The 23902-nt window shown below is 70.7% G+C and carries 25 protein-coding genes, 1 pseudogene and 1 riboswitch; of the genes and pseudogenes, 16 read left to right on the forward strand and 10 right to left on the reverse strand.

Going from position 1 to position 23902, the window contains the following annotated elements; translation table 11 throughout:
* Positions 1-48: 48 nt before the first annotated feature.
* The 5 genes from OG219_RS08015 (at position 49) to OG219_RS08035 (ending at position 4839) form a co-directional block, all read left to right on the forward strand.
* A complete protein-coding gene (locus OG219_RS08015) occupies positions 49-777 on the forward strand; it encodes a spermidine synthase (RefSeq protein ID WP_266824334.1) in 729 nt (242 codons plus the stop codon).
* 331 nt (positions 778-1108) lie between these two features.
* Positions 1109-1909, forward strand: coding sequence for a hypothetical protein (locus tag OG219_RS08020; protein ID WP_266824335.1), 801 nt, complete (start codon positions 1109-1111; stop codon positions 1907-1909).
* A gap of 354 nt (positions 1910-2263) precedes the next feature.
* A complete protein-coding gene (locus OG219_RS08025; protein WP_266824336.1) occupies positions 2264-2542 on the forward strand; it encodes a polyprenyl synthetase in 279 nt (92 codons plus the stop codon).
* Complete coding sequence (locus OG219_RS08030) at positions 2532-3587, forward strand: polyprenyl synthetase family protein (RefSeq protein ID WP_266824338.1); 1056 nt, start codon at positions 2532-2534, stop codon at positions 3585-3587. Before OG219_RS08025 ends, OG219_RS08030 begins: the two co-directional genes overlap by 11 nt.
* Positions 3588-3681: 94 nt before the next feature.
* Positions 3682-4839: an oxygenase MpaB family protein gene (locus OG219_RS08035; protein WP_266824340.1), complete on the forward strand. Its 1158-nt coding sequence runs from the start codon at positions 3682-3684 to the stop codon at positions 4837-4839.
* A 40-nt stretch (positions 4840-4879) separates the two neighbouring features.
* On the opposite strand, the gene OG219_RS08040 is transcribed toward OG219_RS08035, so the two are convergent.
* Positions 4880-5506 (reverse strand): YigZ family protein, encoded by a 627-nt coding sequence (locus tag OG219_RS08040; RefSeq protein WP_266824342.1) that lies wholly within the window; start codon positions 5504-5506, stop codon positions 4880-4882.
* A gap of 174 nt (positions 5507-5680) precedes the next feature.
* Between OG219_RS08040 and OG219_RS08045 the strand changes: the two genes are divergently transcribed.
* Positions 5681-7672, forward strand: a complete 1992-nt coding sequence (locus OG219_RS08045) for an amino acid transporter (RefSeq protein ID WP_266824344.1) — start codon at positions 5681-5683, stop codon at positions 7670-7672.
* A 1-nt stretch (position 7673) separates the two neighbouring features.
* Here the strand turns inward: OG219_RS08045 and OG219_RS08050 are convergent, their stop codons facing one another.
* The 3 genes and pseudogenes from OG219_RS08050 to OG219_RS08060 all read right to left on the reverse strand — a co-directional run.
* Entirely contained in the window at positions 7674-8219 is a 546-nt protein-coding gene (locus OG219_RS08050) for a histidine phosphatase family protein (protein WP_266824346.1), read from the reverse strand.
* A complete protein-coding gene (locus OG219_RS08055) occupies positions 8216-8911 on the reverse strand; it encodes a hypothetical protein (protein WP_266824348.1) in 696 nt (231 codons plus the stop codon). Before OG219_RS08055 ends, OG219_RS08050 begins: the two co-directional genes overlap by 4 nt.
* A 97-nt stretch (positions 8912-9008) precedes the next feature.
* A pseudogene (locus OG219_RS08060) lies at positions 9009-9551 on the reverse strand (ABC transporter ATP-binding protein); the annotation flags it as partial.
* Positions 9552-9759: 208 nt separating this feature from the next.
* On the opposite strand from OG219_RS08060, the gene OG219_RS08065 reads away from it, so the two are divergent.
* Positions 9760-11424 carry an IS200/IS605 family accessory protein TnpB-related protein gene (locus OG219_RS08065; RefSeq protein WP_266824350.1) on the forward strand — a complete coding sequence of 555 codons (1665 nt, stop codon included), beginning with the start codon at positions 9760-9762 and terminating at the stop codon, positions 11422-11424.
* Positions 11425-11485: 61 nt separating this feature from the next.
* Positions 11486-11671: riboswitch (cobalamin riboswitch) on the reverse strand.
* Positions 11672-11718: 47 nt separating this feature from the next.
* On the opposite strand, the gene OG219_RS08070 is transcribed toward OG219_RS08065, so the two are convergent.
* A complete protein-coding gene (locus OG219_RS08070; protein WP_266824352.1) occupies positions 11719-12378 on the reverse strand; it encodes a response regulator transcription factor in 660 nt (219 codons plus the stop codon).
* Entirely contained in the window at positions 12375-13502 is a 1128-nt protein-coding gene (locus tag OG219_RS08075; RefSeq protein ID WP_266824354.1) for a sensor histidine kinase, read from the reverse strand. The genes OG219_RS08070 and OG219_RS08075 overlap by 4 nt, the downstream gene beginning before the upstream one ends.
* A 231-nt stretch (positions 13503-13733) precedes the next feature.
* On the opposite strand from OG219_RS08075, the gene OG219_RS08080 reads away from it, so the two are divergent.
* Positions 13734-14132, forward strand: coding sequence for a DUF6223 family protein (locus OG219_RS08080; protein ID WP_266824356.1), 399 nt, complete (start codon positions 13734-13736; stop codon positions 14130-14132).
* Positions 14133-14198: 66 nt separating this feature from the next.
* Here OG219_RS08080 and OG219_RS08085 read toward each other — a convergent pair whose 3' ends face one another.
* Positions 14199-14813 carry a TetR/AcrR family transcriptional regulator gene (locus tag OG219_RS08085; RefSeq protein WP_266824358.1) on the reverse strand — a complete coding sequence of 205 codons (615 nt, stop codon included), beginning with the start codon at positions 14811-14813 and terminating at the stop codon, positions 14199-14201.
* A gap of 104 nt (positions 14814-14917) precedes the next feature.
* Between OG219_RS08085 and OG219_RS08090 the strand changes: the two genes are divergently transcribed.
* From OG219_RS08090 to OG219_RS08105, 4 genes are all read left to right on the forward strand, one after another.
* Entirely contained in the window at positions 14918-16312 is a 1395-nt protein-coding gene (locus tag OG219_RS08090; RefSeq protein ID WP_266824360.1) for an MFS transporter, read from the forward strand.
* Positions 16313-16450: 138 nt separating this feature from the next.
* On the forward strand, positions 16451-16894 hold the full coding sequence (locus tag OG219_RS08095; protein ID WP_266824362.1) for a GNAT family N-acetyltransferase: 444 nt from the start codon (positions 16451-16453) through the stop codon (positions 16892-16894).
* A gap of 143 nt (positions 16895-17037) precedes the next feature.
* A complete protein-coding gene (locus tag OG219_RS08100) occupies positions 17038-17445 on the forward strand; it encodes a CoA-binding protein (protein ID WP_266824364.1) in 408 nt (135 codons plus the stop codon).
* A 110-nt stretch (positions 17446-17555) separates the two neighbouring features.
* Positions 17556-17996, forward strand: coding sequence for a GNAT family N-acetyltransferase (locus OG219_RS08105; protein ID WP_266824366.1), 441 nt, complete (start codon positions 17556-17558; stop codon positions 17994-17996).
* A 26-nt stretch (positions 17997-18022) separates the two neighbouring features.
* Here the strand turns inward: OG219_RS08105 and OG219_RS08110 are convergent, their stop codons facing one another.
* Positions 18023-18871: an alpha/beta fold hydrolase gene (locus OG219_RS08110; RefSeq protein ID WP_266824368.1), complete on the reverse strand. Its 849-nt coding sequence runs from the start codon at positions 18869-18871 to the stop codon at positions 18023-18025.
* 163 nt (positions 18872-19034) lie between these two features.
* Between OG219_RS08110 and OG219_RS08115 the strand changes: the two genes are divergently transcribed.
* The 3 genes from OG219_RS08115 to ppk2 are packed head-to-tail and all read left to right on the forward strand — an operon-like array spanning position 19035 to position 21354.
* A complete protein-coding gene (locus OG219_RS08115; RefSeq protein ID WP_266824370.1) occupies positions 19035-20189 on the forward strand; it encodes an inorganic phosphate transporter in 1155 nt (384 codons plus the stop codon).
* 18 nt (positions 20190-20207) lie between these two features.
* Positions 20208-20438: a hypothetical protein gene (locus OG219_RS08120; protein WP_266824372.1), complete on the forward strand. Its 231-nt coding sequence runs from the start codon at positions 20208-20210 to the stop codon at positions 20436-20438.
* 25 nt (positions 20439-20463) lie between these two features.
* Positions 20464-21354 (forward strand): polyphosphate kinase 2, encoded by an 891-nt coding sequence (ppk2, locus tag OG219_RS08125; protein WP_266824374.1) that lies wholly within the window; start codon positions 20464-20466, stop codon positions 21352-21354.
* A gap of 26 nt (positions 21355-21380) precedes the next feature.
* On the opposite strand, the gene OG219_RS08130 is transcribed toward ppk2, so the two are convergent.
* Positions 21381-21740, reverse strand: a complete 360-nt coding sequence (locus tag OG219_RS08130) for a metalloregulator ArsR/SmtB family transcription factor (RefSeq protein ID WP_266824376.1) — start codon at positions 21738-21740, stop codon at positions 21381-21383.
* A gap of 62 nt (positions 21741-21802) precedes the next feature.
* Between OG219_RS08130 and OG219_RS08135 the strand changes: the two genes are divergently transcribed.
* Positions 21803-22927: a cation diffusion facilitator family transporter gene (locus OG219_RS08135; protein ID WP_266824378.1), complete on the forward strand. Its 1125-nt coding sequence runs from the start codon at positions 21803-21805 to the stop codon at positions 22925-22927.
* A gap of 390 nt (positions 22928-23317) precedes the next feature.
* Here OG219_RS08135 and OG219_RS08140 read toward each other — a convergent pair whose 3' ends face one another.
* A complete protein-coding gene (locus tag OG219_RS08140) occupies positions 23318-23875 on the reverse strand; it encodes a YbaK/EbsC family protein (protein WP_266824380.1) in 558 nt (185 codons plus the stop codon).
* Positions 23876-23902: the final 27 nt, after the last annotated feature.

Here is a 23902-nt window from a genome sequence, read left to right on the forward strand (position 1 = left end):
TCGAGGCACCGGCTTCGGGCACCGACGGTGCGTCAGAAAGGCAAACGGATGAGCGCGCGTTTCGAGGAGATCGACTGGCGCCCGACAGCGATGGGCGACATCAGCCTGCGACGCCGACGCGACCCGGCGTCGGGCACTGATGTGTACGAGGTGAAGCTCGGCGACGAGTTCTTGATGTCCAGCCTGTTCACAGCCGGCGAGATCGCCCTTGCGGAACTCGGACTGGCGGAACTGCCGGGCACCGAACTGGACGTCGCCGTCGGCGGACTCGGACTCGGGTACACCGCCGAGGCTGTGCTGGACGACCCCCGGGTGCGCTCGCTGACCGTGATCGACACACTCGCCGAAGTCATCGACTGGCATCAGCGGGGCCTGGTCCCTCTCGGCGCCCGGCTGACTTCGGACCCCCGCTGCCGCCTGGTTCAAGGCGACTTCTTCGCGATGGCGGCCGATGCGTGCGGTCTGGACCCGAGTGAACCGGGCCGCCGCTTCCACGCCGTTCTGCTGGACGTCGACCATTCGCCGCGCCACGTGCTCCACCCGCGCCACGCGGCGCTCTACCAGCCTGCCGGGCTCCGCGCTCTCACCGAACACCTTCACCCCGACGGGGTCTTCGCCCTGTGGTCGAACGACCCGCCGGACAAACAGTTCACCTCCGTACTCACCGAGGTCTTCCCGCAATCAGCAGCCCATGTCGTCGACTTCGACAATCCCCTGCAAGGCGGCACCTCGACCAACACCGTCTACGTGGCCAGGACAGAACCGGGCCCGGCGTAGGCAATCGGTGCCGCTGCGGGCGGCGAGCCGTCCGAGGATCTCGGCGTCGACGAGCCGTGGCACGACGAAGCGCTCCAGGGGCGAGAACCCCAGGCGTCGGGCGGCTTCCTGCGCGAATCCGAGGCGAGCCTCGGTGCGCGGTCCTCACCGAGAAGCGGGCCAAAGTCGTGCAACCAACGGATATGGCGCGCGGATGCGTCGTTCCAGCGGTCACGCCCCGGACACATCTGCGCAGGAGTGTCACACAGGCTGCACACACCCTTTCGGAAGCCTGGTTACGTTTACTCGCGGCTCGCTCCCCCGTGCGAAATTGAACACAGGAAGATCGCAGATGGACTACTGCTCCGCTTGCCGTCGGCACGTCAACGGCGCCCTGGCGTGCCCCGGCTGCGGCGCCTACGCCCCGGGCATCGCTCCCCTCGCCGACGGAACGCCCGCGACGGTCACGGCAGCGTGGCAGGCCCCGTCCCACCTGTGGCACGACGCGGAGCCCGGCGCCGAGGAATTCGACGAGGCACCGCAGGAGCACCCGTACAACGGCCCGGACTCCCCCTCCCCGACGCCGACGGGCCGGGCAGCACGGCGTCGCCAGCGGGAGCGCTGGAAGAAGACCCAGCGCAGGGCCCTGGTGGCCACCGCGGTCGCCCTGGTCGGCGGCGGCCTGACCGTCTCCTTGACGGACCAGCAGTCCACGGATCGGACGCAGGCCGCATCCGCGCCCGACAGGGAAGCCATGGGGATCGCGGAGGAGCAGGTCACGGAGTCCACTCCGGCCTCGTCGACGCCGACCGAGACGCGCCCGTCCCAGCGCACGTCGTCCGCCACGCCCTCCTCCACGGCGACCACGACGAACGCACCGCGCGAGCAGTCCGCCGCAGCACCCCAGGCCACGCCGACGACCCAGCCGGCCGGCGGCACGACTCCCCTGACGACGGCGGCGTCCTCCGCCGAGTCGCAGGCCGACTCCACGGTGTCCGATGCCACCGACACCGCTACCGGGACGACTGCCACGCCCTCGGCCACCGACGGCACCGGCACCTCAAGCACGGACACCTCGTCGGCGACCTCCTCACCGTCCGACTCCTCCTCGCCGTCAGGGCTCTGCCTGCTCGGGCTGGTCTGCATCAGCTGATCCGCGCGCCTCGGTGGACCCCGTATCGTCCACCGGGCCCACCTCATCGCCGCACGTCAGCCGAGGAACTCGCCCACGCTGACCTTCAGTTGGTAGTCGGTCAGCAGCTCGTCCCTGCCACCACCGAGCGGGCGATCAGTTCTTGAGCGCCAGAGTGCACAGCCGCCTGCTGACGGCTGACCCGAGCACCGTAGAGGGCAAGCGTGGGAACGGCGGTATCCGTGATCCGTACGGTCGAGCGAGTAGATCACTCGATCGTGAGTTCTTCGGCTCTCGCACCCCGTGGGACGCGATCCTCGGAAGGACGCTGTGTGCCCAGGGCTATCTGGATGTGCGACGGGTGGGGGAGATGGCTTGACGCAAGAAGCGGGACGGCGCGGGGGCTTGGACGGACAGACGCTGTTGGTGGCTGTCGGGCTAGCCGATCTGGCGGTGAGCACGGTGGGTTCGGCCCTGGGGACGGTGCGTGGGCTGCTACGCCGGTCGGACGCCGCGGAGTTGGCGGCGGAGGCCGAGAACGAGCTCGTGGCGCGTGGGCGCCTGGTGCTGGACCGGTACGCGGGCGTGCCCCCGGCCCACTTGGAGATCCTCGCCCGGCGCGCCCTGGCTCGGAAGGCCGCCGGTGACGTCTGACCGGTGGGAGTGGGCCGCGTTCAAGGCCCGCGTGGACGAGGTGCTGTGCCGGTTCGTCGCCCGGGAGGCCGACGAGTTCGCGGCAGTCGATCCGATGCTCGGCACGGTGGCCGAGAGGCTGGAGGCGGCGGTCGCGGACGGCAAGCGGCTGCGGGCGGCGTTCTGCTACTGGGGCTGGCGTGCGGTGGGACAACCGGACAGCGACGCGCTGGTGCGGGCGGCGGCCTCCATGGAGCTGGTGCACGCCGCGGCGGTTGTGCACGACGACCTCATCGACGACAGTCCGCTGCGGCATGGGCGACCCACGACCCACGTCGCCCTGCGCGGGGCCGTAGGGGCTCGTCCGGACGCCGATGCCGCCGCGCGGTCGTTGGCGATGCTGGTGGGGGATCTGCTGATGGCGCTGGCCGGGCAGTTGTTCGCCACCAGCGGTCTGCCCGCCGCGTATCTCGCCCGGGCCCGCCCGTTGTGGGCGGTGATGGCCCGTGAGCTGATCGCGGGCGAGTGTCTGGAGATCCTGCGGACCGGAATCGGCCCGGACACCGAGGCGTCGTTGAAGGTGATCCGGTACAAGACCGCCAAGTACACCGTCGAACAGCCTCTGTTGATCGGTGGTGCGCTGGCCGGGGCGGGCGCGCGGCTGCGCGAGGGCTACTCCGCCTACGGGCTGCCACTGGGCGAGGCGTTCCAGCTCCGGGACGATCTGCTCGGGCTGTTCGGAGACCCCGAGCACACCGGCAAGGCCAATGCCGACGATGTGCGCGGTCGGCGGCCCACGGCGCTGCTGGCGGAGACTTGGCGTCTCGCCGACGACGCTGAGCGCGAACTGTTGAACTCCCTGCTGGGCCGGGGCGACCTGGCCGGGGAGGGGCTGGACGCGGTGCGCGAGGTGATGCGCCGGCTGAGGGCGCCCGACCGCATCGAGGACATGATCAGGGCACGGGTCGAGGAGGCTCTTGACGCCCTCCATGAGTTGGATCTCCCGGCGCACGCCGCCGGCGGACTGACCGCGCTGGCGTATTCCGCGGCGGTACGCCTGTCCTGACCCTCGCATCGGAGTGGCACGGGCTCGTGTCGTTCCGGGCCGCTGCCCCTCCCGCCTGTCGTGGACGATCCCGAGGAAGACGAGGAACCCTGCCATGACCTACACCGACGCATCGATGGACGCCCTGCGGCAGGCCGGCGACGAACTCGCCGACGCCACCGTCGCCGAGCTCTTCGAACGGGGGGAGGTTGGAAAGTTCAACACCCTGATGCGGTACGTCTCCACCGCCGGCGCTCCCCTCCCGGAGGGACTGCCCGATGTCGCGCGCGAGTACCTGGAAGCCACCGGCACGCCGCCGGCCTGGGTGGACTGGGCGGAGATGGAGAAGGCCCGGCTGTTCTTCATCGACAACAACGTGCACATCTCCACCGCGCTGTCCTTCGCCGCCATGCCCGCCTGCTACCTCGTCCCGCACGTGGCGAAGCTGCTGTCGGCCGCCCACGGCCTGGAGTACCCGTCCCAACGGATGGCGGAGACCGGCCAGTTCACCGTCCATCTGATGCAGCCCGACGCCTTCGAGGCCGGCAGCCGCTTCATCCCCGCCGCCCAGAAGGTCCGCCTCCTGCACGCCTCCATCCGGCACCACCTCACCCGCGAGAACCGCTGGGACACGGCGACCCACGGAACGCCGATCTGCCAGGAGGACATGATCGGCGGGCAGATGTTCTTCTCCCTGCTCGTCCTGGACAGCCTGCACCGCCTCGGGATTCACATGTCGGCCGAGGGCGCGGAAGCGTACTACTACGCGTGGCGCGTCGTCGGCGCCATGCTGGGCGTCGACCAGGACGCCGTCCCCCGCACTCTCGACGAGGCCCGCGGGTTCCTCGACCTGTACATGGTCCGGCACATGGGGCCCTCCGAAGAGGGCACGCATCTGACCCGGCAGCTGATCGACCTCTACGAGGAGGTGGTGCCCGGCACCTTCTTCGACCCGATCGTCTCCACCCTCATCCGCCACCTCATCGGCGACACCTGCGCCGACTGGCTCCACGTCCCGCGCACATCGTGGGACACCGTCGTCAGGGCCGTACCCCACGTCCTCGGTGTCCTGGAGACCATTGAGGACCGCTCCCCGCTCGGCGCCTGGGCCCTGGACCGCCTCGGCCACCTCACCACGGTCCTCGAGCTGTCATCCCTCACCCGTGGACGCGTCATGCACTACGCGATCCCTGAAACCCTCAAGAAGGAGTACGGCATCTCCAGCGCCGCACCCCGCACCCACCGGTGGATCCCGCCGGCCGCCACCGTCTGACGGCCCGCATGCAGAGACCGTATCGCCCTGTGTGCCCCGCCTACGCGTCCCCGTACGCCTCTCCGCCCAGTTCGAACCCGGCCGTCCCTGCGGTGGCATCGGCCAGCCATGCCTTGAAGGACTCGACATCCGCGTCCGGCAGCCCGATCTCGATCGTGACCGCCTCGCCGTAGCGCACGTCACGCACCTCGCGCCCGGTGGACCGCAGATCGTTCTGCACCTTGCCCGCACGCTGGTGGTCGACGGTCAGCGTCGCCAGCCGGAATCTGCGGCGTGTGAGGGTCCCCAGGGTGTCCAGAGCCTCGCCGACCGAGCCGCCGTACGCTCTGATCAGTCCGCCCGCGCCGAGCTTGACGCCGCCGTAGTAGCGGGTGACGACGGCGACGACGTACCGCATGTCGCGGCGCAGCAGCATCTGGAGCATGGGGACGCCCGCGGTGCCACCGGGTTCGCCGTCGTCGCTCGCCCGCTGGACGGCGGCGTCGGCTCCGATGACGTATGCGAAGCAGTTGTGGGTGGCGTCGGCGTGCTCCTTGCGGATGCCGGCGATGAAGTCCTGGGCCTCCCGCTCGGTGGCGGCCGGGGCGAGGGCGCACAGGAAACGGGAGCGGTTGACCTCGGTCTCGTGCACGCCCGCGCGGGCCACTGTGCGGTACTCGTCCTGCATCACGCCAGCGTATGTGCTCCACGCGCGCGTGCAGCACGCCGGATCCCCGCTCGGTCGCCCCGGCGAGCGTGGGCACAAGGAGGTGGTGGATACTCGCTCGTCGTTGCCCAAAGCCCCCGGGCAGCCGCACCAACGGCCCGACCGTGGCCCGACCGATCGCAGGGAGATCGCAGCATGACCGGCACTCAGGTGGAGAGCGCGGACGCGGACTTGCCCGGCCATCCCACGCCCTCCGCCGCCACGCCCCGCTGGCGGGCGTGGCTCCTGGAGGGCCTGAGCGAGCGGTCGGCCCGGCACCCGGGCCCGCACGCCACCCCGGACGCCGAGCACCAGGGCCACACATGGTGGCGCGTGATGTGCCTCACCGGCGTCGACTACTTCTCCACGCTCGGCTACCAGCCGGGTATCGCCGCCCTCGCGGCCGGACTGCTCTCGCCGCTCGCCACGCTCGTGCTGATCGCGCTGACCCTGCTGGGCGCGCTGCCGGTGTACCGCCGTGTCGCTCACGAGAGTCCGCACGGCGAGGGTTCGATCGCGATGCTGGAGCGGCTGCTGCCCTGGTGGTCGGGGAAGATCTTCGTCCTGGTGCTGCTCGGGTTCGCCGCGACCGACTTCATGATCACGATCACGCTGTCGGCGGCGGACGCGTCCGCGCACGTCGTGGAGAATCCTTTCGCTCCGCACTGGATGCACGGCGGGAACGTCTGGATCACGCTCGTCCTGGTCGCCGCGCTGGGTGCGGTCTTCCTGAAGGGCTTCAAGGAGGCCATCGGCATCGCCGTGGTGCTCGTGACGGCGTATCTCGCACTCAATGTCGTCGTTCTGGCCACCTCCGCCTGGGAGGTACTGAGCAACCCGGTCAAGATCGGCGACTGGACGGACATGATGACGGCCGAGCACTCCTCGCCGCTCGCGATGGTCGGCGTGGCACTGCTCGTCTTCCCGAAGCTGGCACTCGGCATGTCCGGCTTCGAGACGGGCGTGGCGGTGATGCCGCAGGTCAAGGGTGACGCGACGGACACGTACGAGAAGCCGGCGGGCCGGATCCGCGACACCCGCAAGCTGCTCACCACGGCCGCCGTGATCATGAGCGGCTTCCTGCTGCTTTCCAGCCTGGGGACGACGATCCTGATCCCCCAGGACGAGTTCGAGAGCGGCGGCTCGGCGAACGGCCGTGCGCTCGCCTATCTCGCGCACGAGCACCTGGGTGAGGCCTTCGGCACGGTCTACGACATCTCGACCATCGCGATCCTCTGGTTCGCCGGCGCCTCCGCGCTCGCCGGGCTCCTCAATCTCGTACCGCGCTATCTGCCGCGCTACGGCATGGCTCCGGAGTGGTCCCGTGCCGTGCGCCCGCTGGTCCTGGTCTTCATGGCGGCCGCGGTCTTCATCACCCTGTGGTTCAACGCGAACGTCGACGACCAGAGCGGCGCGTACGCGACCGGTGTACTGGTCCTGATGCTGTCCGCGTCCTTCGCCTCGACGGTCGCCGTGCACAAGCGGGGCCACCGGGGCGCCACGATCGGCTTCGGCGCGATCACCGCGGTCTTCGCGTACACCCTGGTCACCAATGTCATCGAGCGGCCCGACGGCATCAAGATCGCGGGGATCTTCATCCTCGCGATCCTGCTCACCTCGTTCGCGTCCCGGGTGCGCCGCGCCTTCGAACTCCGCGCCGCCGACGTCACGTTCGACGAGGCGGCGGCCCGTTTCATCGACGAGGCCGCAGCGAGCGGACCGCTCCAGCTGATCGCCAACGAGCCGCAGGAGCACACCACCCGGGAGTACCGCGCCAAGGAGTACAGCCAGCGCGAGCACACCCACATCCCCGACGGCCGTCCGGTGCTGTTCCTGGAGGTCTTCGTGACGGACTCCTCGGACTTCACCGCCGACCTGGCCGTGCACGGCGAGGAGAAGCACGGCGTACGCAGGCTGCGCGTCGAGGGCGCGACCGTCCCCAACACCATCGCGGCCGTCCTGATGCAACTGCGCGAGCGCACCGGCGAGGTTCCCAACGCGTACTTCAACTGGACCGAGGGCAACCCGCTGAGCCACCTCGTGCGCTTCCTCGTCTTCGGCGACGGCGAGGTCGCCCCGGTCACCCGCGAGGTGCTCCGCCGCGCCGAGCCGGATCCGGAGCGCAGGCCCCGGATTCACGTCGGCTGACTCAGGCCTTCTTCTTGCCCCTCGGCACGACCATGTCCGTCAACAGCGCCGTGCCGGGGGCGAGTTCCTCCCAGGTGGTGCCGTGCCAGGCGAGGATCGCCACGGCCGAGGTCGGGAACTTCGTCGTTACGTCGTCCAGCGCGTCGCCGAGACCGTCCCCGGCCAGTTCGAGGACCAGCTCCTCCAGACCCGGGTTGTGCCCGATGAGCAGCAACGTCCCCACCTCATCCGGGACTTCGTGCACGGCTTCCAGCAACTCCGATACGTCGGCCCCGTACAGCCGCCCGTCCACTCGTACGGGCGGTGGAGTGCCCCACTGGGCGGCGGCCAACTCCCAGGTCTGCCGGGCCCGTACGGCGGTGGAGCACAGTGCGAGGTCCGGCAGGCAGTCCGCTTCGGCGAGGGCGCGTCCGGCGGCCGGGGCGTCGCGGCGGCCGCGCGGTGCGAGGGGGCGCTCGTGGTCGGCCACGCCCACGGGCCAGGCGGACTTGGCGTGCCGCAGGACGACGAGTCTGCGCAGCGGGCCGGCTCCCGCGCGCGTGATCACCGCACCGACCCGATGTCGCGGGTGAGTTCGAGCCCGAGGAGACGGTCCGCGTAGGCGTACGTCTCGAAGCGGGCGCCGTCCGGGATGTCGTCGTCGCTCTCCACGCGCCGCAGCACCTCCAGTACGGCGGGCACGTCGAGGTCGTCGTCCCACGCGGCCCGCAGTTCCTGCCTGACGGCTTCGGGGACGGGCTTGGACGGGCGGGTCGCCCAGGTGGCGACGGCCTTCCGCCAGCGCGCGAGTGTCTCCCGGGCGCCTTCGAGGTCGGCGGTGGCGAGGTCGACGGGCTCCCGGCGCGGGGTCGCGAGCAGGATCAGGCGCAGGAGGGCCGGATCGGCCGTGCCGGTGACCGGGGCGACCTCGATCCGGATGCCGTCCGGAGCCGTGTCGCCCGGCGCGGTGTCGCCCTCGATGACCACGTGCAGGGCCGGACCCGCGCCCGCCGGACCCGCTTCGGCGCGGCGGATACCGAGCGCGTCCGCGCGCAACCGGAGTTCCTCGGGTGGGTCGGCCGCGGTGACGGCGGGGGTCCCGCCGATCTCCAGGGCCCGGGCCAGCACGTCGGCGACCAGCAGCACCCGCAGCGCGGACGTGTCGGCCCCCCGCACGTGCACCTGAACGCGGGCCAGGGCCCGTCGGGCGCGGACGGCATCGGTGGGCTCGCCTGTTCGGACATCGGTGATTCGCAGCACAGCGTGAGCCTAGGCGTGCACGGCCTCGCACGCAGGGAGGTGGGACCCGTTCCGGTCAGCGCCGGGCTCGGCCGCACCCCCCCGGAGGGGCATGTGGTCACCCGACAGTCCCCAAGTACCGCACGTAGGGCCGCTCTTCGGGACCGGAGCGCGCAACCGCGGCCCGCACCCCGTACACATCCGCGATCAGCCGCTCGGTGAGTACCTCACGCGGGTCGCCGCAGGCCACGACGCGGCCCTCGCGCAGGACGACGAGCCGGTCGCAGTACATCGCGGCGAGGTTGAGGTCGTGCAGGGCGACCACGGTGGTGACCGGGAGGCCGGTGACGAGGGTCAGCAGGTCGAGCTGGTGCTGGATGTCGAGGTGGTTGGTCGGCTCGTCGAGGAGGAGTTCGCGCGGTTCCTGGGCGAGTGCGCGGGCGATCTGCACCCGCTGGCGTTCGCCGCCCGACAGGGTGTGCCAGGACTGGTGCGCGCGGTCGGCGAGTCCCGTGCGCTCCAGGGCCGCGCGCACGGCGGCCTCGTCGTCCGCCGAGGCGGGCGTCCACGCGCGCCGGTGCGGTGTGCGGCCGAGTCGTACGACATCCAGGACGGTCAACTCGACCTGGGTGTCCGTCTGTTGTTCGACCACGGCGACCCGGGCGGGCGATGTCGCGGCGGTGCAGGCCGGCGAGGGGTATTCAACTGCTGTTGTTTTTCTACGCGTTACTGCATAGAAACGTGTATGAGTGCGCGTGCCCCTCTGCCGGGTTGCGGCAGACGGCCTGCCTGAATGTTCGAAGCGGGAACGTGTGACCTCCCCCTGCGTGGCTCGTTGATCTGTGCGACAAGCGGATCAGATGGCGGGGGTGAGTGGGGTTCGCGGGAACGAGGAGCGGTCGGTTTCGGGTCTGCGGGTGCCGGTCGCGCCGTTTGTCGCCGCCGGGCCGTCGGGGGTGGCGGTGCGCGACCGGCTCAAGCACCTCACGGCCGAGGACGAGAAGGTGTTGCGGCTGATCGGCGCACACCTGGGCATGCTCGCCTCGCGGGATCTCAAGGCGCGCTGCGCGGACGGGCTGGAGCATTCCGCGGACACGTGGGCGGAGCGGAAGAGGGAACTCACGCCGTTGTCGTCGTCCCGCTGGGCCGGGGCGGTCACCAAGGCGTCCCATGACCAGTGGGCGTTGTCGCGGCGGTGCCTCGCGGCGCACATCCACGGTCTGGAGGCCGGGATCAAGGCGATCCGGCACCGTCTGTCGCTGCCCATCGGGGAACGCGGCTCGAAACGGGCGCCGGGCGGCTACCGGTCCGCACGCGAGTGGCATGCCAAGTCGCGCCGTCTGGCCGCGCTGGAGGCACGGCACGCGGCGGCGGTGGAGGACTGGCAAGCCGGACGCGTGCGGGCGGTCCGGGGCGGGAAGCGGCTGGCGAATACCCGGCATCATCTCGCCGAGGCCGACCTCACCGAGGCGCGGTGGCGGGAGCGATGGGAGGCCGAGCGCTGGTTCATCGCCGCGGACGGCGAATCCGGCAAGCGGTACGGGAACGAGACCATCCGGGTCACCCCCGACGGCGAGATCAACATCAAGCTCCCCGCCCCGCTGTCTGGGCTGGCCAACGCACCCCACGGCCGGTACGTCCTCGCTGCTCGTGTCACCTTCCCGCACCGCGGCCCGGAGTGGGCCGACCGGATCGAGGCCAACCGGGCCGTCGCCTACCGCATCCACTACGACGCCACCCGCGCCCGCTGGTACCTGACCGCTTCCTGGCAGTACGCGCCCGCTCCGCAGATTCCGCTGGATGCGGCGCTCGCGCACGGGGTGATCGGGGTGGACACCAACGCCGACCACCTCGCCGCCTGGCGCCTCGACCGGCACGGCAACCCCATCGGCAGCCCGCGCCGCTTCTTCTACGACCTGACCGGCACCGCCGACCACCGCGACGCCCAGGTCCGCCACGCCCTGACCCACCTGCTGAACTGGGCGAAGACCTGCGGCGTGAAGGCCATCGCCATCGAGGACCTCGACTTCACCACCGAGAAGACCCGCGAGAAACACGGCCGCAAGCGCCGGTTCCGGCAGCTGATCTCCGGCATGCCCACCGGCAGACTCCGCGCCCGCCTCACCTCCATGGCCGACGCCACCGGCATCGCGGTCATCGCAGTCGATCCCGCCTACACATCCAAGTGGGGTGCCCAGCACTGGCAGCACCCCACCACCAGCACCACCCGCAGGACCAGCCGACACGACGCTGCAAGCATCGCGATCGGCAGGCGCGCCCAGGGACACCCGATCCGGCGACGGACGGCACCGCCCCGCGACGACCGGAGTGATCGTCGTGGGCATCGGACCGCCCAGGCCCCACCGGGCATCCTCGGGCGTGAGGGACCCCGCCCCCGCATTCCCGGACCACGCACACGATGCGTGCCGCCCGGACACGGAGCGAACGCGGGCGACCAGCGTGCCCAACACCGTTCGGGACACGCGGCTGAGCACGAGACCTGGCAACAGGACTCGCTCCCACTCAGTCTCTAGGAACGGTATGACACAGGCTCTTGGCGCGGAGCCCGGTCGTACGGTGCTCCCCCGCCGTCGTACGACCGCGGAGGCCGCCAGCAGGTCTTCGGACTCGGGATCACCCGGACGAGGCGCCTTCCCGGACCTTCCGCGGTCCAGTGGCCGATGCCCCGCCCGTCACCCTCACCGCTGCGCGTCAGCTCCGGATTCGCACCGGATTCCCTGACCCACGTACATGGGTTCGACTGGCCTCGGCAAGCTATCACGGGGCCCGGCGGGAATCGCAGGGCGGCCTGGGCTGATGCCCTGCCTTCAGGGGTTGCGCGGGGCGACCAGCCCGGATTCGTAGGCGAGGACCACGAGTTGGGCCCGGTCGCGGGTGCGGAGTTTGGTCATGGCCCGGTTGATGTGGGTCTTCGCGGTCATCGGGCTGATCACCATGTGGTCGGCGATCTGGTCGTTGGACAGGCCCCGCGCGGCCAGGGCGACCGCTTCACGTTCGCGGCCGGTCAGCTCCTCCAGTGCGGCACTGGTGGCGGGGAGCGGCTGGGCGACGTACCGGTGGATCAGCTTGCGGGTGATGGACGGAGCGAGCAGAGCGTCGCCGCGGGCGGCTACTCGTACGGCGTGCAGCAGGTCCTCCGGCACGATGTCCTTGACCAGGAACCCGGCGGCGCCGGCGCGCAGCGCTTCGAAGACGTACTCGTCCATGCCGTAGTTGGTCAGCATGACGACGTGCACGCCGGCCAGGGCCGGGTCCGCGGCGATGCGCCGGGTCGCCTCGATGCCGTCCATGACCGGCATCTGGATGTCGATGAGCGCGACATCGGGCAGGTGCTCCTTGAGGAGTACCAAGCCCTCATCACCATCGGCGGCTTCGGCCACCACCTCGATGTCGTCTTCGAGGTCGAGCAGCGCGCGGAAGCCGCTGCGGATGAGCGGCTGGTCGTCGACCAGCAGGACACGGATCATGATGCTCGTTCCACGGGGAGTTCGGCCTGGACGGTGAAACCGTGCTCGGTGCGCGGCTGCGCGCGCAGCCGGCCCCCGAGGGCGGTGACGCGTTCGCGCATGCCGAGCAGCCCGAGGCCGGGGGCCGGGGCGTCGTCGGGGGTGGCCTTGCCGTCGTCTTCCACCTGGACGGACAGCGCGTCGTCCCGGTATTCGATCCGGACGGTCGCGGTGGTGGCACAGGCGTGCCGGGCGGTGTTGGTCAGCGCCTCCTGGACGATGCGGTAGGCGGTCCGGCCCACCGCGGCCGGCACGTCGTGCCGTTGTCCTTCGATCGTCAGCGTCGCGTCCAGGCCCATCGAACGGACGCGCTCCACCAGTTCCGGTACGTGCTCGATGCTCTGCGGTGGGCTCGTGTCGTCGTCGCGCAGGGCCTCCAGCGTCGCGCGCAGTTCCCGGGTCGCCTCCCGTCCGGCCGTCTGGATCGCCAGCAGCGCCTCGGGCACCTGCTCGCCGCGCCTGCGGGCCACGTGGACGGCGACCTCGGACTGCACCTTGATGATCGAAATCTGGTGGGTGAGGGAATCGTGCAGCTCCCGCGCGATGTGCAGCCGCTCCTCGTCGGCGCGGCGCCGAGCGGTCTCTTCCCGGGTGCGCTCGGCTTCGTCCGCCCGCCGCTCGGCCTGCCGCAGCGCCTCCCCGGCGGCAAAGGCGGCGATCAGCCAGGCGATTTCCAGGACGTTCCGGGCCTGCGCGAACGCCTCGCGCGCCGGCCCGTCGCGGAAGACCAGCGCAGTGAGAGGGAGGACGACGAGGAGAGACACGGATGCCGCCACCGTCAGGGCGCGGTGTCCGGCCCGCACGGCGCCGTACACCGCAACCAGGTACGGGACGGCGAGCATCTCAAAACCGGCCGCCTCGTACCCCGCCGCGCACAGGCCGGTGACAGCCAGCACGGCAATCGGAGCCCTACGACGCGCGATCAGCGCCAGACCGCCCGCCGCCAGCAGTACGGCGCCGAACAGTTCGCGCTCCCCGGCCGGTTGCCGCTCGGACAACCCGGTCCCCAGCAGCAGTGCCGCCACGCCGACGGCGATCACCCAGTCCATGACACCGGCCGGGACACGAAAACGCCCTGTGTCCATGCGCGCACCCTAGCCGGACGCCGGTGCGGGCGAGTCCGGCCCGCGGACGAGCGGTCGACTACCGCGCCCGCGGTACCTGCCCGCCGCCTGCCACGTGCGCGGTAGTCGACTGCCGTGTCGACGGCAGTCCGAAGAGACCGCGCCCGCCGGACGACCGGCCGTGCCGTCGACAGGCACGCTCAAGGGACAGCGAAACCAGGGAACTCGGCACGCACGAAGGAGGAGAGTGGCGTGAGCGCAACAGATGTCCTGAAGGTGGCTGCCGAGGGCGGAGTCATCGGCGACGGGCGGACCGGGGCCAATCTGGCCCTCGGAGTGGGACTGATCGGAGTGGCCATCGGCTGGCTGGCCCTGACCCGCGTCGCCGGCCGCATCAGCGTCGGCAACGCGCGTACCGCCGCCATGTCGGCCATGGCGGTGGGTGTGGTCGGCACGGCGCTCGCGGGGCTGCATCTGGCCACCTCCAGTGGTGGCCCCGGCACAGGCAACGGGATGGTGGGAGCCATCGGGGCCATTCCGTTGGGTCTGATCGCCGTGGCCCTCGGCCGGCGCGCTCTCGCCCGCCGCCGACACACCGAGCGGACCACCGACCGCTTCGAGAACGAGCAGGAGTCCGGGTCCACCTCATAGGCACCACCGGGCCTGCCCTGGCGGTCGACTCTCGGCGAAGGGCGTTGGGGCGTTGGGGCGTTGGGGCTACGCTCCCCCGCCGGTCTCGGGAACCGGCTTCCCCGGCGGTGTGAAGGCGGCGAGCACCGTGGCCGTGATGTGGTCGGCGGCATGCTCGGAAGTGAGACGGCCTGCGCGGATCTCGTCCGCCGCGCTGTGCATGACCGCGTGCAGGACATTGATCATCCACGCGATCGGCAGGTCCGTCCGGAAGACGCCCTCGGCGCGGCCTCGGGCGACCAGCGCCTCGACCCGGGCGGCGGGGCCGGCGTGCAGCTCGCGGATGCGTCCGGCGGAGAGTTCCCGTTGAGCGGCGACGAGCAGCGCCCGCGCCTGGTCCACGAGGTGCCAGCCGGCATCGATGTACCGAGCCAGGGCGAGCAGCGGGTCACCGGTCAGGTCGACCGCGCCCAGCGCCTCGTTGCCCCGGTCGATGGCACGGCTCATCGCCGCGTCGACGACCTCCGCCCGGGAGGCGAAGTGCGCGTACAGCGTCACCCTGCCCACCCCCGCGGCCCGCGCGATCTCGCTCAGGCTCGCCTCCGGGTTCTGTCCGAGGCATTCGGCCGCGGCCTGAACGATCGCCTCGATGCTGCGCAGAGCGTCGGCACGCTTGGTGGCCGTGGAGTTCTTGCTGCCCATGCGCCCACAGTACCCCAGTAAGTCGTACAACCCTGTTTGGCTTATACCCCCAGGACGTATAACCTGAACACCGTTGTACGGCTTAGCGACGAGGGGTGAAGGTCATGAGCGACACGGAAACCACCACACACGCACCGGGTGCACCGCATCCACTGCGCTGGACGGCTCTGGGCCTGCTGGGGCTGGCCCAGCTGATGCTGATCCTCGACGTCACCGTGGTCGCGATCGCACTCCCTGACATGGGTGCCGAACTGGACCTGGACCGCGCGGCACTGACCTGGGTGGTCAGCGGATACGCCCTCACCTTCGGGAGTCTGATGCTGCTCGGCGGCCGGGCCGCGGACCTGTTCGGCCCGAAGCGGGTCGTCCTGGCCGGGCTCGCCGTGTTCACCGCGGCGTCCCTGGCCGCGGGACTCGCCACCGGCGCCCCGCTGCTGCTCGCCGCACGAATAGCCCAAGGGGTGGGCGCCGCGATGCTCTCGCCTGCCGCACTCTCCGTGGTGGTGCGGCTGTTCGACGGCGACGAGCGCAACCGCGCACTGGGCATCTGGTCGGCGCTCGGCGGCGGGGGCGCCGCCCTCGGCGTGCTGCTGGGTGGGCTGATCACCGCGGGTCCGGGCTGGTCCTGGGTCTTCTTCGTCAACGTCCCCGTCGGCCTGACAGTCCTCGTCCTGCTCGCCCGGATCCTGCCCGGCCTGCCCCGCGCGGCGACCGGCTCCCTCGACATACCCGGCGCCGCCCTGGTCGCCGCCGCGACCGGCGCCCTCATCTACGCCCTGATCCGTGCCGGTGACGACGGCTGGCTCGACATCGTCACCGTTGCCCTGGTCGCCGCCGCGGCAGCCGGCTACGGGGCCTTCACCATCTGGCAACGCCGGTCAGCGTCACCGCTGATGGACCTGCGTCTGCTCGGCCGTCGCCCGGTGGTGGCGGGCACCTTCGTGATCGCTGTCACCACGGCGCTGATGGTGGGTGCCTTCTTCCTCGGCTCCTTCTACCTCCAGAACCGCCAGGGCCATGGTGCCCTGATGACCGGCGTGCTGTTCCTGCCGGTGGCATTGCTGACCATGGCCGCCGCGGCGGCCGCCGGCCGTGTGATCGGCCGGCTGGGAGCACGGCTGCTGGCTGTGCTCTCCCTGGCCGTCGCAGCCGTCGGCTTCCTTCTGCCGGTGCTCTGGTCCGGAACCACCGCGATGGTCACCGGCGTGAGCGTCGCCGCCGCGGGACTGGGCGCTCTGTTCGTCGTCGCCTCCGCCACCGCACTCGCCTCCGTCGCTCCCCATGAGGCCGGGGTGACGTCCGGAATCGTCAGCACCTTCCACGAGTTCGGCGCCTCGGCCGGCGCCGCGGCCGTCTCCAGCGCCGCCGCCACGAGCATCGCCGCCCGCACCGGCACCCAGGCGGGCTCCGGCTTCGACGACGCGTTCCTCGTCGCCACGGGCATCGCCGCGGCCTCCGCAGTCATCGTCCTGTGGCTGATCCCCGCCAAGCGCGCATAGGCACGAACCGAGGGTCCCGAAGGTCGGCAGGGATGGACCGCACCGGCATTTCCACAACCGCGGAGCAGGCTTGGCCGAAGGGCCCGCCCATGCACCCTGCAGTGGCAGGCCGCCACCGCACACATCGCACGATCGGAAGTGGACAGCGTGAACGACCCGTACGAGTTGAGCGTGGGCGTGCCCTCCGTCGAGGTCTTCCGCCGCCTGCGCACCGACGCCGCCCTCTCGGACAAGGACCCCGAAGCGGTTGCGCTCGCCCTGCCCAACACCTGGCACGGGGTGATCCTCCACCACGAGGGAGAGCCCATCGGCATGGGACGCGTCATCGGTGATGGTGGTACCGCGTTCCAGATCGTGGACATGTGTGTCCACCCCGCACACCAGGGCCGTGGTCTCGGCAAGCGCATCATGGCCGCGCTCACCGCCGAACTGGAGCGCCGGGCACCCGCCACCGCCTACGTCTCACTGATCGCGGACGGCCCCGCACGCTTCCTCTACGAGAAGTTCGGCTTCGCCGACACCGCCACGCACGACTCGATCGGCATGTACCGCGTCCTGAGCGCGAGTGAACCGTCGCACTGAAGATTGAGTGCCCGCATGGAAAGACGCACGGCGCTGTGCGGGCGCGGCGTCGGTTCGTGATCGACGGCGACCGAGGAATCACCGCGCTCCGGCCGCTGTTGTCGGGCACAGCAGCCCTTGCATGAATCCCACGGAGGCCAAGCGTGTACGGCGACTCAGCAACGATCCGCAAGATCCTCACCGAGCTCGGCGACACCTGGGCGATCGTGGGCCTGTCCACGAACCAGCGGCGCGCGGCGTACGGCGTCGCCGATGTCCTGCAGCGCTTCGGCAAGCGCATCGTGCCCGTCCACCCGAAGGCCGAGACGGTCCACGGTGAGAAGGGATACCCCTCCCTGGAAGCGATCCCGTTCCAGGTCGACGTAGTCGACGTATTCGTCAACAGCGACCTCGCCGGTGCCGTCGCCGACGAAGCCGCCGCCATCGGCGCCAAGGCCGTCTGGTACCAGCTCGACGTCATCGACGAAGCCGCGTACGAGCGCACCCGCGCCGCCGGACTCGACATGGTCATGGACCGCTGCCCCGCGATCGAGATACCGAGGCTCGGCTGACCGTCCCGGCTCACGGGAAGCGCGGACCCTCATTGACTGCTCCCACCCTCAACTGCCGTGAGCGGCGAAACCAGTTGACACCGGTCGTCGCTCCCAGGTCTCCTGCTCCGGTGTCCACCCTTCGTATCGAACAGCCGGACGACGAGGCCCGTCTCAAGGACTGGCAGTACGTCCACAATGTGATCGTCCCGCCCGCCGCCATGTCGCTCGACGACGCGCGGGAGCGAGCCCGGCGCTACCGCCTGGAAGTCGCCTACCTCGGTGATGTCCTGGTGGGCTGCACGACGGTGCGCCCGCCCGTGGACGACACCGCCACCGCCACGGTGATCGCCCGTGTGCTCGCCCAGCACCGCGGGCAGGGCTTCGGCGAGGAGCTCTACACACGCGGCCTCGGTCAAGCACGCGAGCTGGGTGCCGAGTTGATCGAGACGTGCGTCCTGGCGTCCAACGGGGACGGACTGCGGTTCGCCGAAAATCACGGGTTCGTCGAAATCGAGCGGTACTCGCTGCCGGGCGAGACGGTCCAATGGATCGACCTGCGGCTGGCCTGAAGGTCAGTGCCCCTGGTCCCTGAGGGTCAGAGCGCCTGGTCGAGGAACGCGGTGACGGTCTCCGCGAAGCGGCGGGGGTCGTCGAGCCACGGAAAGTGACCGGCGCCCGGCAGCACGACCGTCTCGGCCGCACGGAACAACTCGGCGATCGCGGCCGCGACGCGGGGAAGCGGGCCGCTGTCCAGTTCGCCCGCGAGGAGCAGGACCCGCGCGTCCCAGGCGGCGACAACGGCGCGGGCCGCGGCCGGATCGAAGGCGTCAGGAGACGCGTACAGCTCCGCGGCCTCGTCATTGGACTGTTCGACCTCGGTCGCCGCATGCTCCTGGGCTGCCCTGTCCCAACGGCCGTAGAAGAACGGGGCGATCGCGTCCCAGTCGGCGTCGGTCCCGGATCCGGCCCAGATCCGTTCATAGGAATCGTTCGCATCCGCGAACCAGGGCTCGGCCTCGCGCAGTGCGGCCGCCTCCCGGCGGTGCTCCTCGGTGAAGTCGACGCCCAGGGCGCGCGCACGGCCGGTGACGAGCGTGAGGGTACGGACGCGCCGCGGATATCGGGCCGCGTAGAGAAGGGCGAGGTCGCCGCCCGCCGAGTGCGCGAGAAGATCGACGCGTTCCAGCCCGAGGTGCGCTCGGAGGGCCTCGACGTCGGTCACCTGGCGTTCGCAGCGGTACGTCGCCGGGTCGGCCGGGATGCCGGAGGCGCCGGTGCCCCGCAGGTCGAGCACGAACAGCCGGCGGTGTCCCGACAGTCCGCCGAGATCACCGAGGTAGGCGGAGGCGCGCATCGGGCCACCGGGGATGCAGAGCAACGGCTCACCCACGCCCATGACGTGATAGGCGAGTTCGGTCCCGTCGGGAGCGGTGAAGGCAGGCATGCCGCCATCCTGACGACCCGTCGACGATCACGGCAAGCGATCGGCCCGCGACGGCGCGACCTGGTCCGATACGCCCGCAAACACACGCTCACCTTTACACCGCCATACGTAGGCTTTGCCTCCGGTTAGCCATGTGTACAGCTGCGATTGCTTCCATCGAGCAATGGACCACATCACGTTCCTCGTGGCGGTCGTCATCGTCACGGCGCTGGCATTCGACTTCACCAACGGGTTCCACGACACCGCGAACGCGATGGCCACGTCCATCGCCACAGGCGCGCTCAAACCGAGAACAGCGGTCCTGATCAGCGGAGTCCTGAACGTCGTCGGAGCCTTCCTCTCCACCGAGGTCGCCAAGACGATCTCCGGCGGCATCGTCGACGACACGCTGGTCACACCGGGCATGATCTTCGCGGGACTGGTCGGAGCGATTCTGTGGAATCTGATGACCTGGCTCGTCGGGCTTCCCTCCAGTTCCTCGCACGCTCTGTTCGGCGGACTGATCGGGGCGGTGTGGGTCGGTGCGGGTGAGCACGGCGTGCACTTCGACATGGTGGTCCAGAAGATCCTGATCCCGGCCGTGGCCTCGCCCCTGGTGGCGGGCATCGCCGCGCTGCTGGCCACCTACCTCGCCTACCGGATCACCACCCGCGCCCGCGAGAAGTCGGTGACCAAGGGGTTCCGGCTCGGCCAGATCGCCTCCGCCTCGCTCGTCTCACTGGCGCACGGCACCAACGACGCCCAGAAGACGATGGGCGTGATCACGCTGACGCTGATCTCGGCGGGCGCGCTGGGCCACGACGCCGGTCCCCCGGTGTGGGTGATCGCATCGGCCGGGCTGGCCATCGGACTCGGCACCTACCTGGGCGGCTGGCGGATCATCCGCACCATGGGCAAGGGGCTCACCGACATCCAGTCGCCGCAGGGCTTCGCGGCCGAGGCGGCCTCCACGACCGTGATCCTCACCTCGGCCCACATGGGTTTTGCGCTCTCCACCACGCAGGTCTGCTCGGGCGGAATCCTCGGCGCCGGTCTGGGCAGGCGCCTGGCCGAGGTCCGCTGGGGCACCGCGGGCCGCATGGTGATCGCCTGGCTGGTCACCCTGCCCGCCGCGGCGCTGGTCGGCGGGGTCTCGGCGAGCGTGGTGACGCACGGCGGGACCCTCGGCACCGTGGTGATCGCCCTCGTCGCCCTGGCCGTCGCGGCCGCCATCGTGATCGCCTCGCGCCGCAACCCGGTGAGTGCGAACAACGTCAACGACGCCCATGAGGTCACCATCCGCAGCGCGACGCCGGCCGATGTCGGCGCGGCCGCCTAACCACGGAGATTTCTGGACATGAATGTCGACTGGAGCGCACTCGGCGAGGTTGCCGCGGTGAGCACGGGAGTTACCGTCGGAGTGGTCGTCGTCTTCGCCCTCGGCGTGCTGGGCCTCGCCCGGGTCGAGTCCGCGCGCGAGGGCAGCAACACCGAAACCCTGGGGTTCGCCCAGGCCGGGCTCTGCTTCCTGGCCTGCGCGGCCGTGGTGGCGTACGGGATCTACTTGATCGTGCCGCAGTTCCACTGACGCACCGGGAGAAGGGAAGGCTGACATGACGCCACTGATGGCGGGGATGCGGGTCGACTACAGCGACCACGACGACCCCGTACTGATCCGCCCTGACGGCAGCCCGGTCGACACCTGGCGGGAGAACTACCCGTACCCGCAGCGTATGGAGCGCAAGGAGTACGACTGGCACAAGCGGCTCCAGCAGATAGAACTGCTGAAGCTGCAGAGCTGGATCAAGGAGTCCGGGCGACGGCTCGTCATCGTCTTCGAGGGACGGGACGCCGCCGGCAAGGGCGGCACGATCAAGCGGTTCACCGAGCACCTCAACCCGCGTGGTGCGCGGGTGGTGGCCCTTGAGAAGCCGACCGAGCGCGAGCGCGGCCAGTGGTACTTCCAGCGGTACGTCGAGCATCTGCCGACCGCGGGCGAGATCGTGATGTTCGACCGGTCCTGGTACAACCGTGCCGGAGTCGAGCGGGTCATGGGCTTCGCCACGGACGACGAGTACCGGCGCTTCATGCGGCAGGCGCCCGCCTTCGAGCGGATGCTGGTCGACGACGGCGTGGACCTGATCAAGTTCTGGTTCTCGGTCTCGCAGGGCGAGCAGCGCACCCGTTTCACGATCCGCCAGGTGGATCCCGTACGGCAGTGGAAGCTCAGCCCGATGGACCTGGCCTCGCTGGACCGCTGGGACGACTACACCGCCGCCAAGGTCGCCATGTTCCGCGAGACGGACACCGAACAGGCGCCCTGGACCGTGGTGAAGAGCAACGACAAGAAGCGGGCCCGCGTGGAGGCCATGCGCAGCGTCCTCGCCCGCTTCGACTACACCGACAAGGACGAGGAGGTCGTCGGCAGCCCCGACCCGAGCGTCGTGGGCGCGGCGGCGAACCTGCTGGAGGAGGGCGAGGACGACACGGCTCACGTCTTCTGACGCCGGCGCCGACCCGGTCGTAGTGCTCAGTCGTGAGTCGGCCGGTCGTTGATGCGGTGGTCGGCGAGGCTCAACGCCTCGTCGACGACCCGGCGCAGATGGCCGTCGCCGAGTGAGTAGATCACTCGGCGGCCTTCTTTGCGGGTGTTCACGAGCCCGGCGAGACGGAGCCGGGCCAGGTGCTGGCTGACCGCGGGACGGGCGGCGCCGCACGCTTCCGTCAGTGTCGTGACGTCCGCTTCCCCGCCGGTCAGGGCATGGAGCAGGGCGAGGCGGGTCCGGTCACCCAGGAGGGCGAGGAGTTCCGCCGCGAGCGCGAACTGGTCCTCGTCAGGTGTGTGCGGGTGCGCATCATGTGCAGGTGATAGGTGCATGCGTGCGCTCATACGCACATAATGGTCCTGTGGACACCGCCGCGTCCACTCCCGCGCGCCCGAAGGGGACCCACGTGAGCGACGAGCACACCCACGGCCACTCCCACGAACACGACTCACGGCAGGGCCACAGCCACGGCCACAACTCGCCGCAGGGGCACAGCCATGAGCACGATCATGACCACCCCCACCAGCACCCGCACCCTCGCTCTCGTCGCGTCACGCACCGCCTCCGCCACCTCCTCACCCCCCACTCCCACGAAACCGCCGACAAACTCGACCCCGCCCTGGAGTCGTCGGCCCGAGGCATGCGCGCCCTCTGGGTCTCCCTGGTCGTCCTCGGGCTAACTGCCGCCGCGCAGGCGGTCGTTGTCGTGCTCTCGGGGTCGGTCGCGCTCCTCGGCGACACGGTGCACAACGCCGCCGACGCCCTCACCGCCGTGCCGCTCGGGATCGCCTTCGTGCTGGGCCGCCGCGCGGCAACGCGACGCTTCACGTACGGCTACGGCCGGGCGGAGGACCTCGCGGGCATCGTGATCGTGCTGACGATCGCCGCGTCCGCCGCCTTCGCGGCCTGGACGGCGGTCGACCGGCTGCTGAACCCCCGGCCGCTGCACCACATCCCGGTCGTCGCCGTCGCCGCGGTCATCGGCTTCCTCGGCAACGAGTGGGTCGCCCGCCACCGCATCCGCGTCGGCCGCGAGATCGGCTCCGCCGCGCTGGTGGCGGACGGACTCCACGCCCGTACGGACGGATTCACCTCACTGGCCGTCCTCGTGGGCGCGGGCGGCGCGGCACTCGGCTGGCAACTCGCCGACCCGCTGGTCGGGTTGGCGATCACGGCCGCGATTCTGCTGGTGCTGCGCGACGCCGCGCGCGAGGTGTTCCGGCGCGTGATGGACGCGGTCGACCCGGCGATGGTCGACCGGGCCGAGGCGGCGCTGCGGGAGGTGCCGGGCGTGCGCGGGGTGGGTGAGCTGCGGCTTCGCTGGATCGGGCACCGGCTGCGGGCCGAGGTCGCGGTCGTGGTCGACGGCGAGGTGAGCGTACGCCGGGCCCACGACATCGCCGTCGAGGCCGAACACGCCCTGCTGCACGCCGTACCGAAGCTCACCGCGGCCCTGGTCCACGCCGATCCGACCCCGGCACCGGGCGAGAGCGACCCCCACCTGACGCTGGCGCATCACACCCCAGCCTGACGCGCCGCCAGGCGAAGCCAAACCGTCCAGCACGCCGCGTTCGACGACGCCACGGAAACCTCGCCCCGCACCGCGCGGGAGCGACTCCACCTGACGCTGGCGCATCACACCACACCCTGACGCGCCGCCAGGCGAAACCAAGCCGTCCAGCACACCGCGTTCGACAGCTCCACGGAAACCTCGCCCCGCACCGCGCGAGAGCGACTCCACCCGACACTCGCGCATCACACCACCGCCTACGCCACCGTCAGACGACGCCGAGCCCGACAGCACACCGCACTCGACAGCTCCACCCGGCCTCGATCGTGCCGCGCGGCGGAAGGGGCCGAAAGCCCCGCCCCGGCACCGGGCGAGGGCAACTCCCACCTGACGCCGTCGCCTGAGCCGCCGTCAGGCGACGCCCAGCCCCTCCAGCACCGCCACGTTGGGCAGTTCCGCGAACGCCTTGCCCGGCACCAGGAGCTTTCCGCGCCGTCGCCCGCTTCCGACCAAGACATACGGCAGTTCGACGACCGCCGAGTCGACCAACACCGGCCAGTCCCCGGGGAGTCCGATGGGTGTGATGCCGCCGTACTCCATGCCGGTTTCCCCGGTCGCGATGTCCATCGGCGCGAACGAGGCCTTGCGGGCGCCGAGTTGGCGGCGGACCGCGCCATTGACGTCGACGCGGGTCGCGGAGAGGACGACACACGCGGCGAGCGTGGTCTCGCCGCCGCGCTTGCCCGCGACGACCACGCAGTTGGCGGACTGGTCGAGCAGTTCCTTGCCGTAGTGCTCGACGAAGGTCGCGGTGTCGGCCCAGTCGGGGTCCGTGTCGACGTAGACGATCTGTTCGGCGGGAACGTCGCCCCGCCAGTCGCGTACGGCGTCGGCGACCGGGCCAATGAGTTCGGCGAGGCAGTCGGGGGCGGGCATGGCGTGGTCGAAGTGTCCGATGGGTGCGCGCATGACGGCACGCTAACAGCCGTGCCCGAG

Origin of the sequence: Streptomyces sp. NBC_00038, assembly GCF_026343635.1 — a bacterium.
GTDB lineage: Bacteria > Actinomycetota > Actinomycetes > Streptomycetales > Streptomycetaceae > Streptomyces.

Bases quoted from the DNA above. Each gene is read 5' to 3' on its own strand.
- OG219_RS08015 (WP_266824334.1), top strand. From the start codon at position 49: ATGAGCGCGCGTTTCGAGGAGATCGACTGGCGCCCGACAGCGATGGGC.
- OG219_RS08020 (WP_266824335.1), top strand. From the start codon at position 1,109: ATGGACTACTGCTCCGCTTGCCGTCGGCACGTCAACGGCGCCCTGGCG.
- OG219_RS08035 (WP_266824340.1), top strand. From the start codon at position 3,682: ATGACCTACACCGACGCATCGATGGACGCCCTGCGGCAGGCCGGCGAC.
- OG219_RS08040 (WP_266824342.1), bottom strand. From the start codon at position 5,506: ATGCAGGACGAGTACCGCACAGTGGCCCGCGCGGGCGTGCACGAGACC.
- OG219_RS08045 (WP_266824344.1), top strand. From the start codon at position 5,681: ATGACCGGCACTCAGGTGGAGAGCGCGGACGCGGACTTGCCCGGCCAT.
- OG219_RS08070 (WP_266824352.1), bottom strand. From the start codon at position 12,378: ATGATCCGTGTCCTGCTGGTCGACGACCAGCCGCTCATCCGCAGCGGC.
- OG219_RS08075 (WP_266824354.1), bottom strand. From the start codon at position 13,502: ATGGACACAGGGCGTTTTCGTGTCCCGGCCGGTGTCATGGACTGGGTG.
- OG219_RS08085 (WP_266824358.1), bottom strand. From the start codon at position 14,813: ATGGGCAGCAAGAACTCCACGGCCACCAAGCGTGCCGACGCTCTGCGC.
- OG219_RS08090 (WP_266824360.1), top strand. From the start codon at position 14,918: ATGAGCGACACGGAAACCACCACACACGCACCGGGTGCACCGCATCCA.
- OG219_RS08110 (WP_266824368.1), bottom strand. From the start codon at position 18,871: ATGCCTGCCTTCACCGCTCCCGACGGGACCGAACTCGCCTATCACGTC.
- OG219_RS08115 (WP_266824370.1), top strand. From the start codon at position 19,035: ATGGACCACATCACGTTCCTCGTGGCGGTCGTCATCGTCACGGCGCTG.
- OG219_RS08120 (WP_266824372.1), top strand. From the start codon at position 20,208: ATGAATGTCGACTGGAGCGCACTCGGCGAGGTTGCCGCGGTGAGCACG.
- ppk2 (WP_266824374.1), top strand. From the start codon at position 20,464: ATGACGCCACTGATGGCGGGGATGCGGGTCGACTACAGCGACCACGAC.
- OG219_RS08130 (WP_266824376.1), bottom strand. From the start codon at position 21,740: ATGAGCGCACGCATGCACCTATCACCTGCACATGATGCGCACCCGCAC.
- OG219_RS08140 (WP_266824380.1), bottom strand. From the start codon at position 23,875: ATGCGCGCACCCATCGGACACTTCGACCACGCCATGCCCGCCCCCGAC.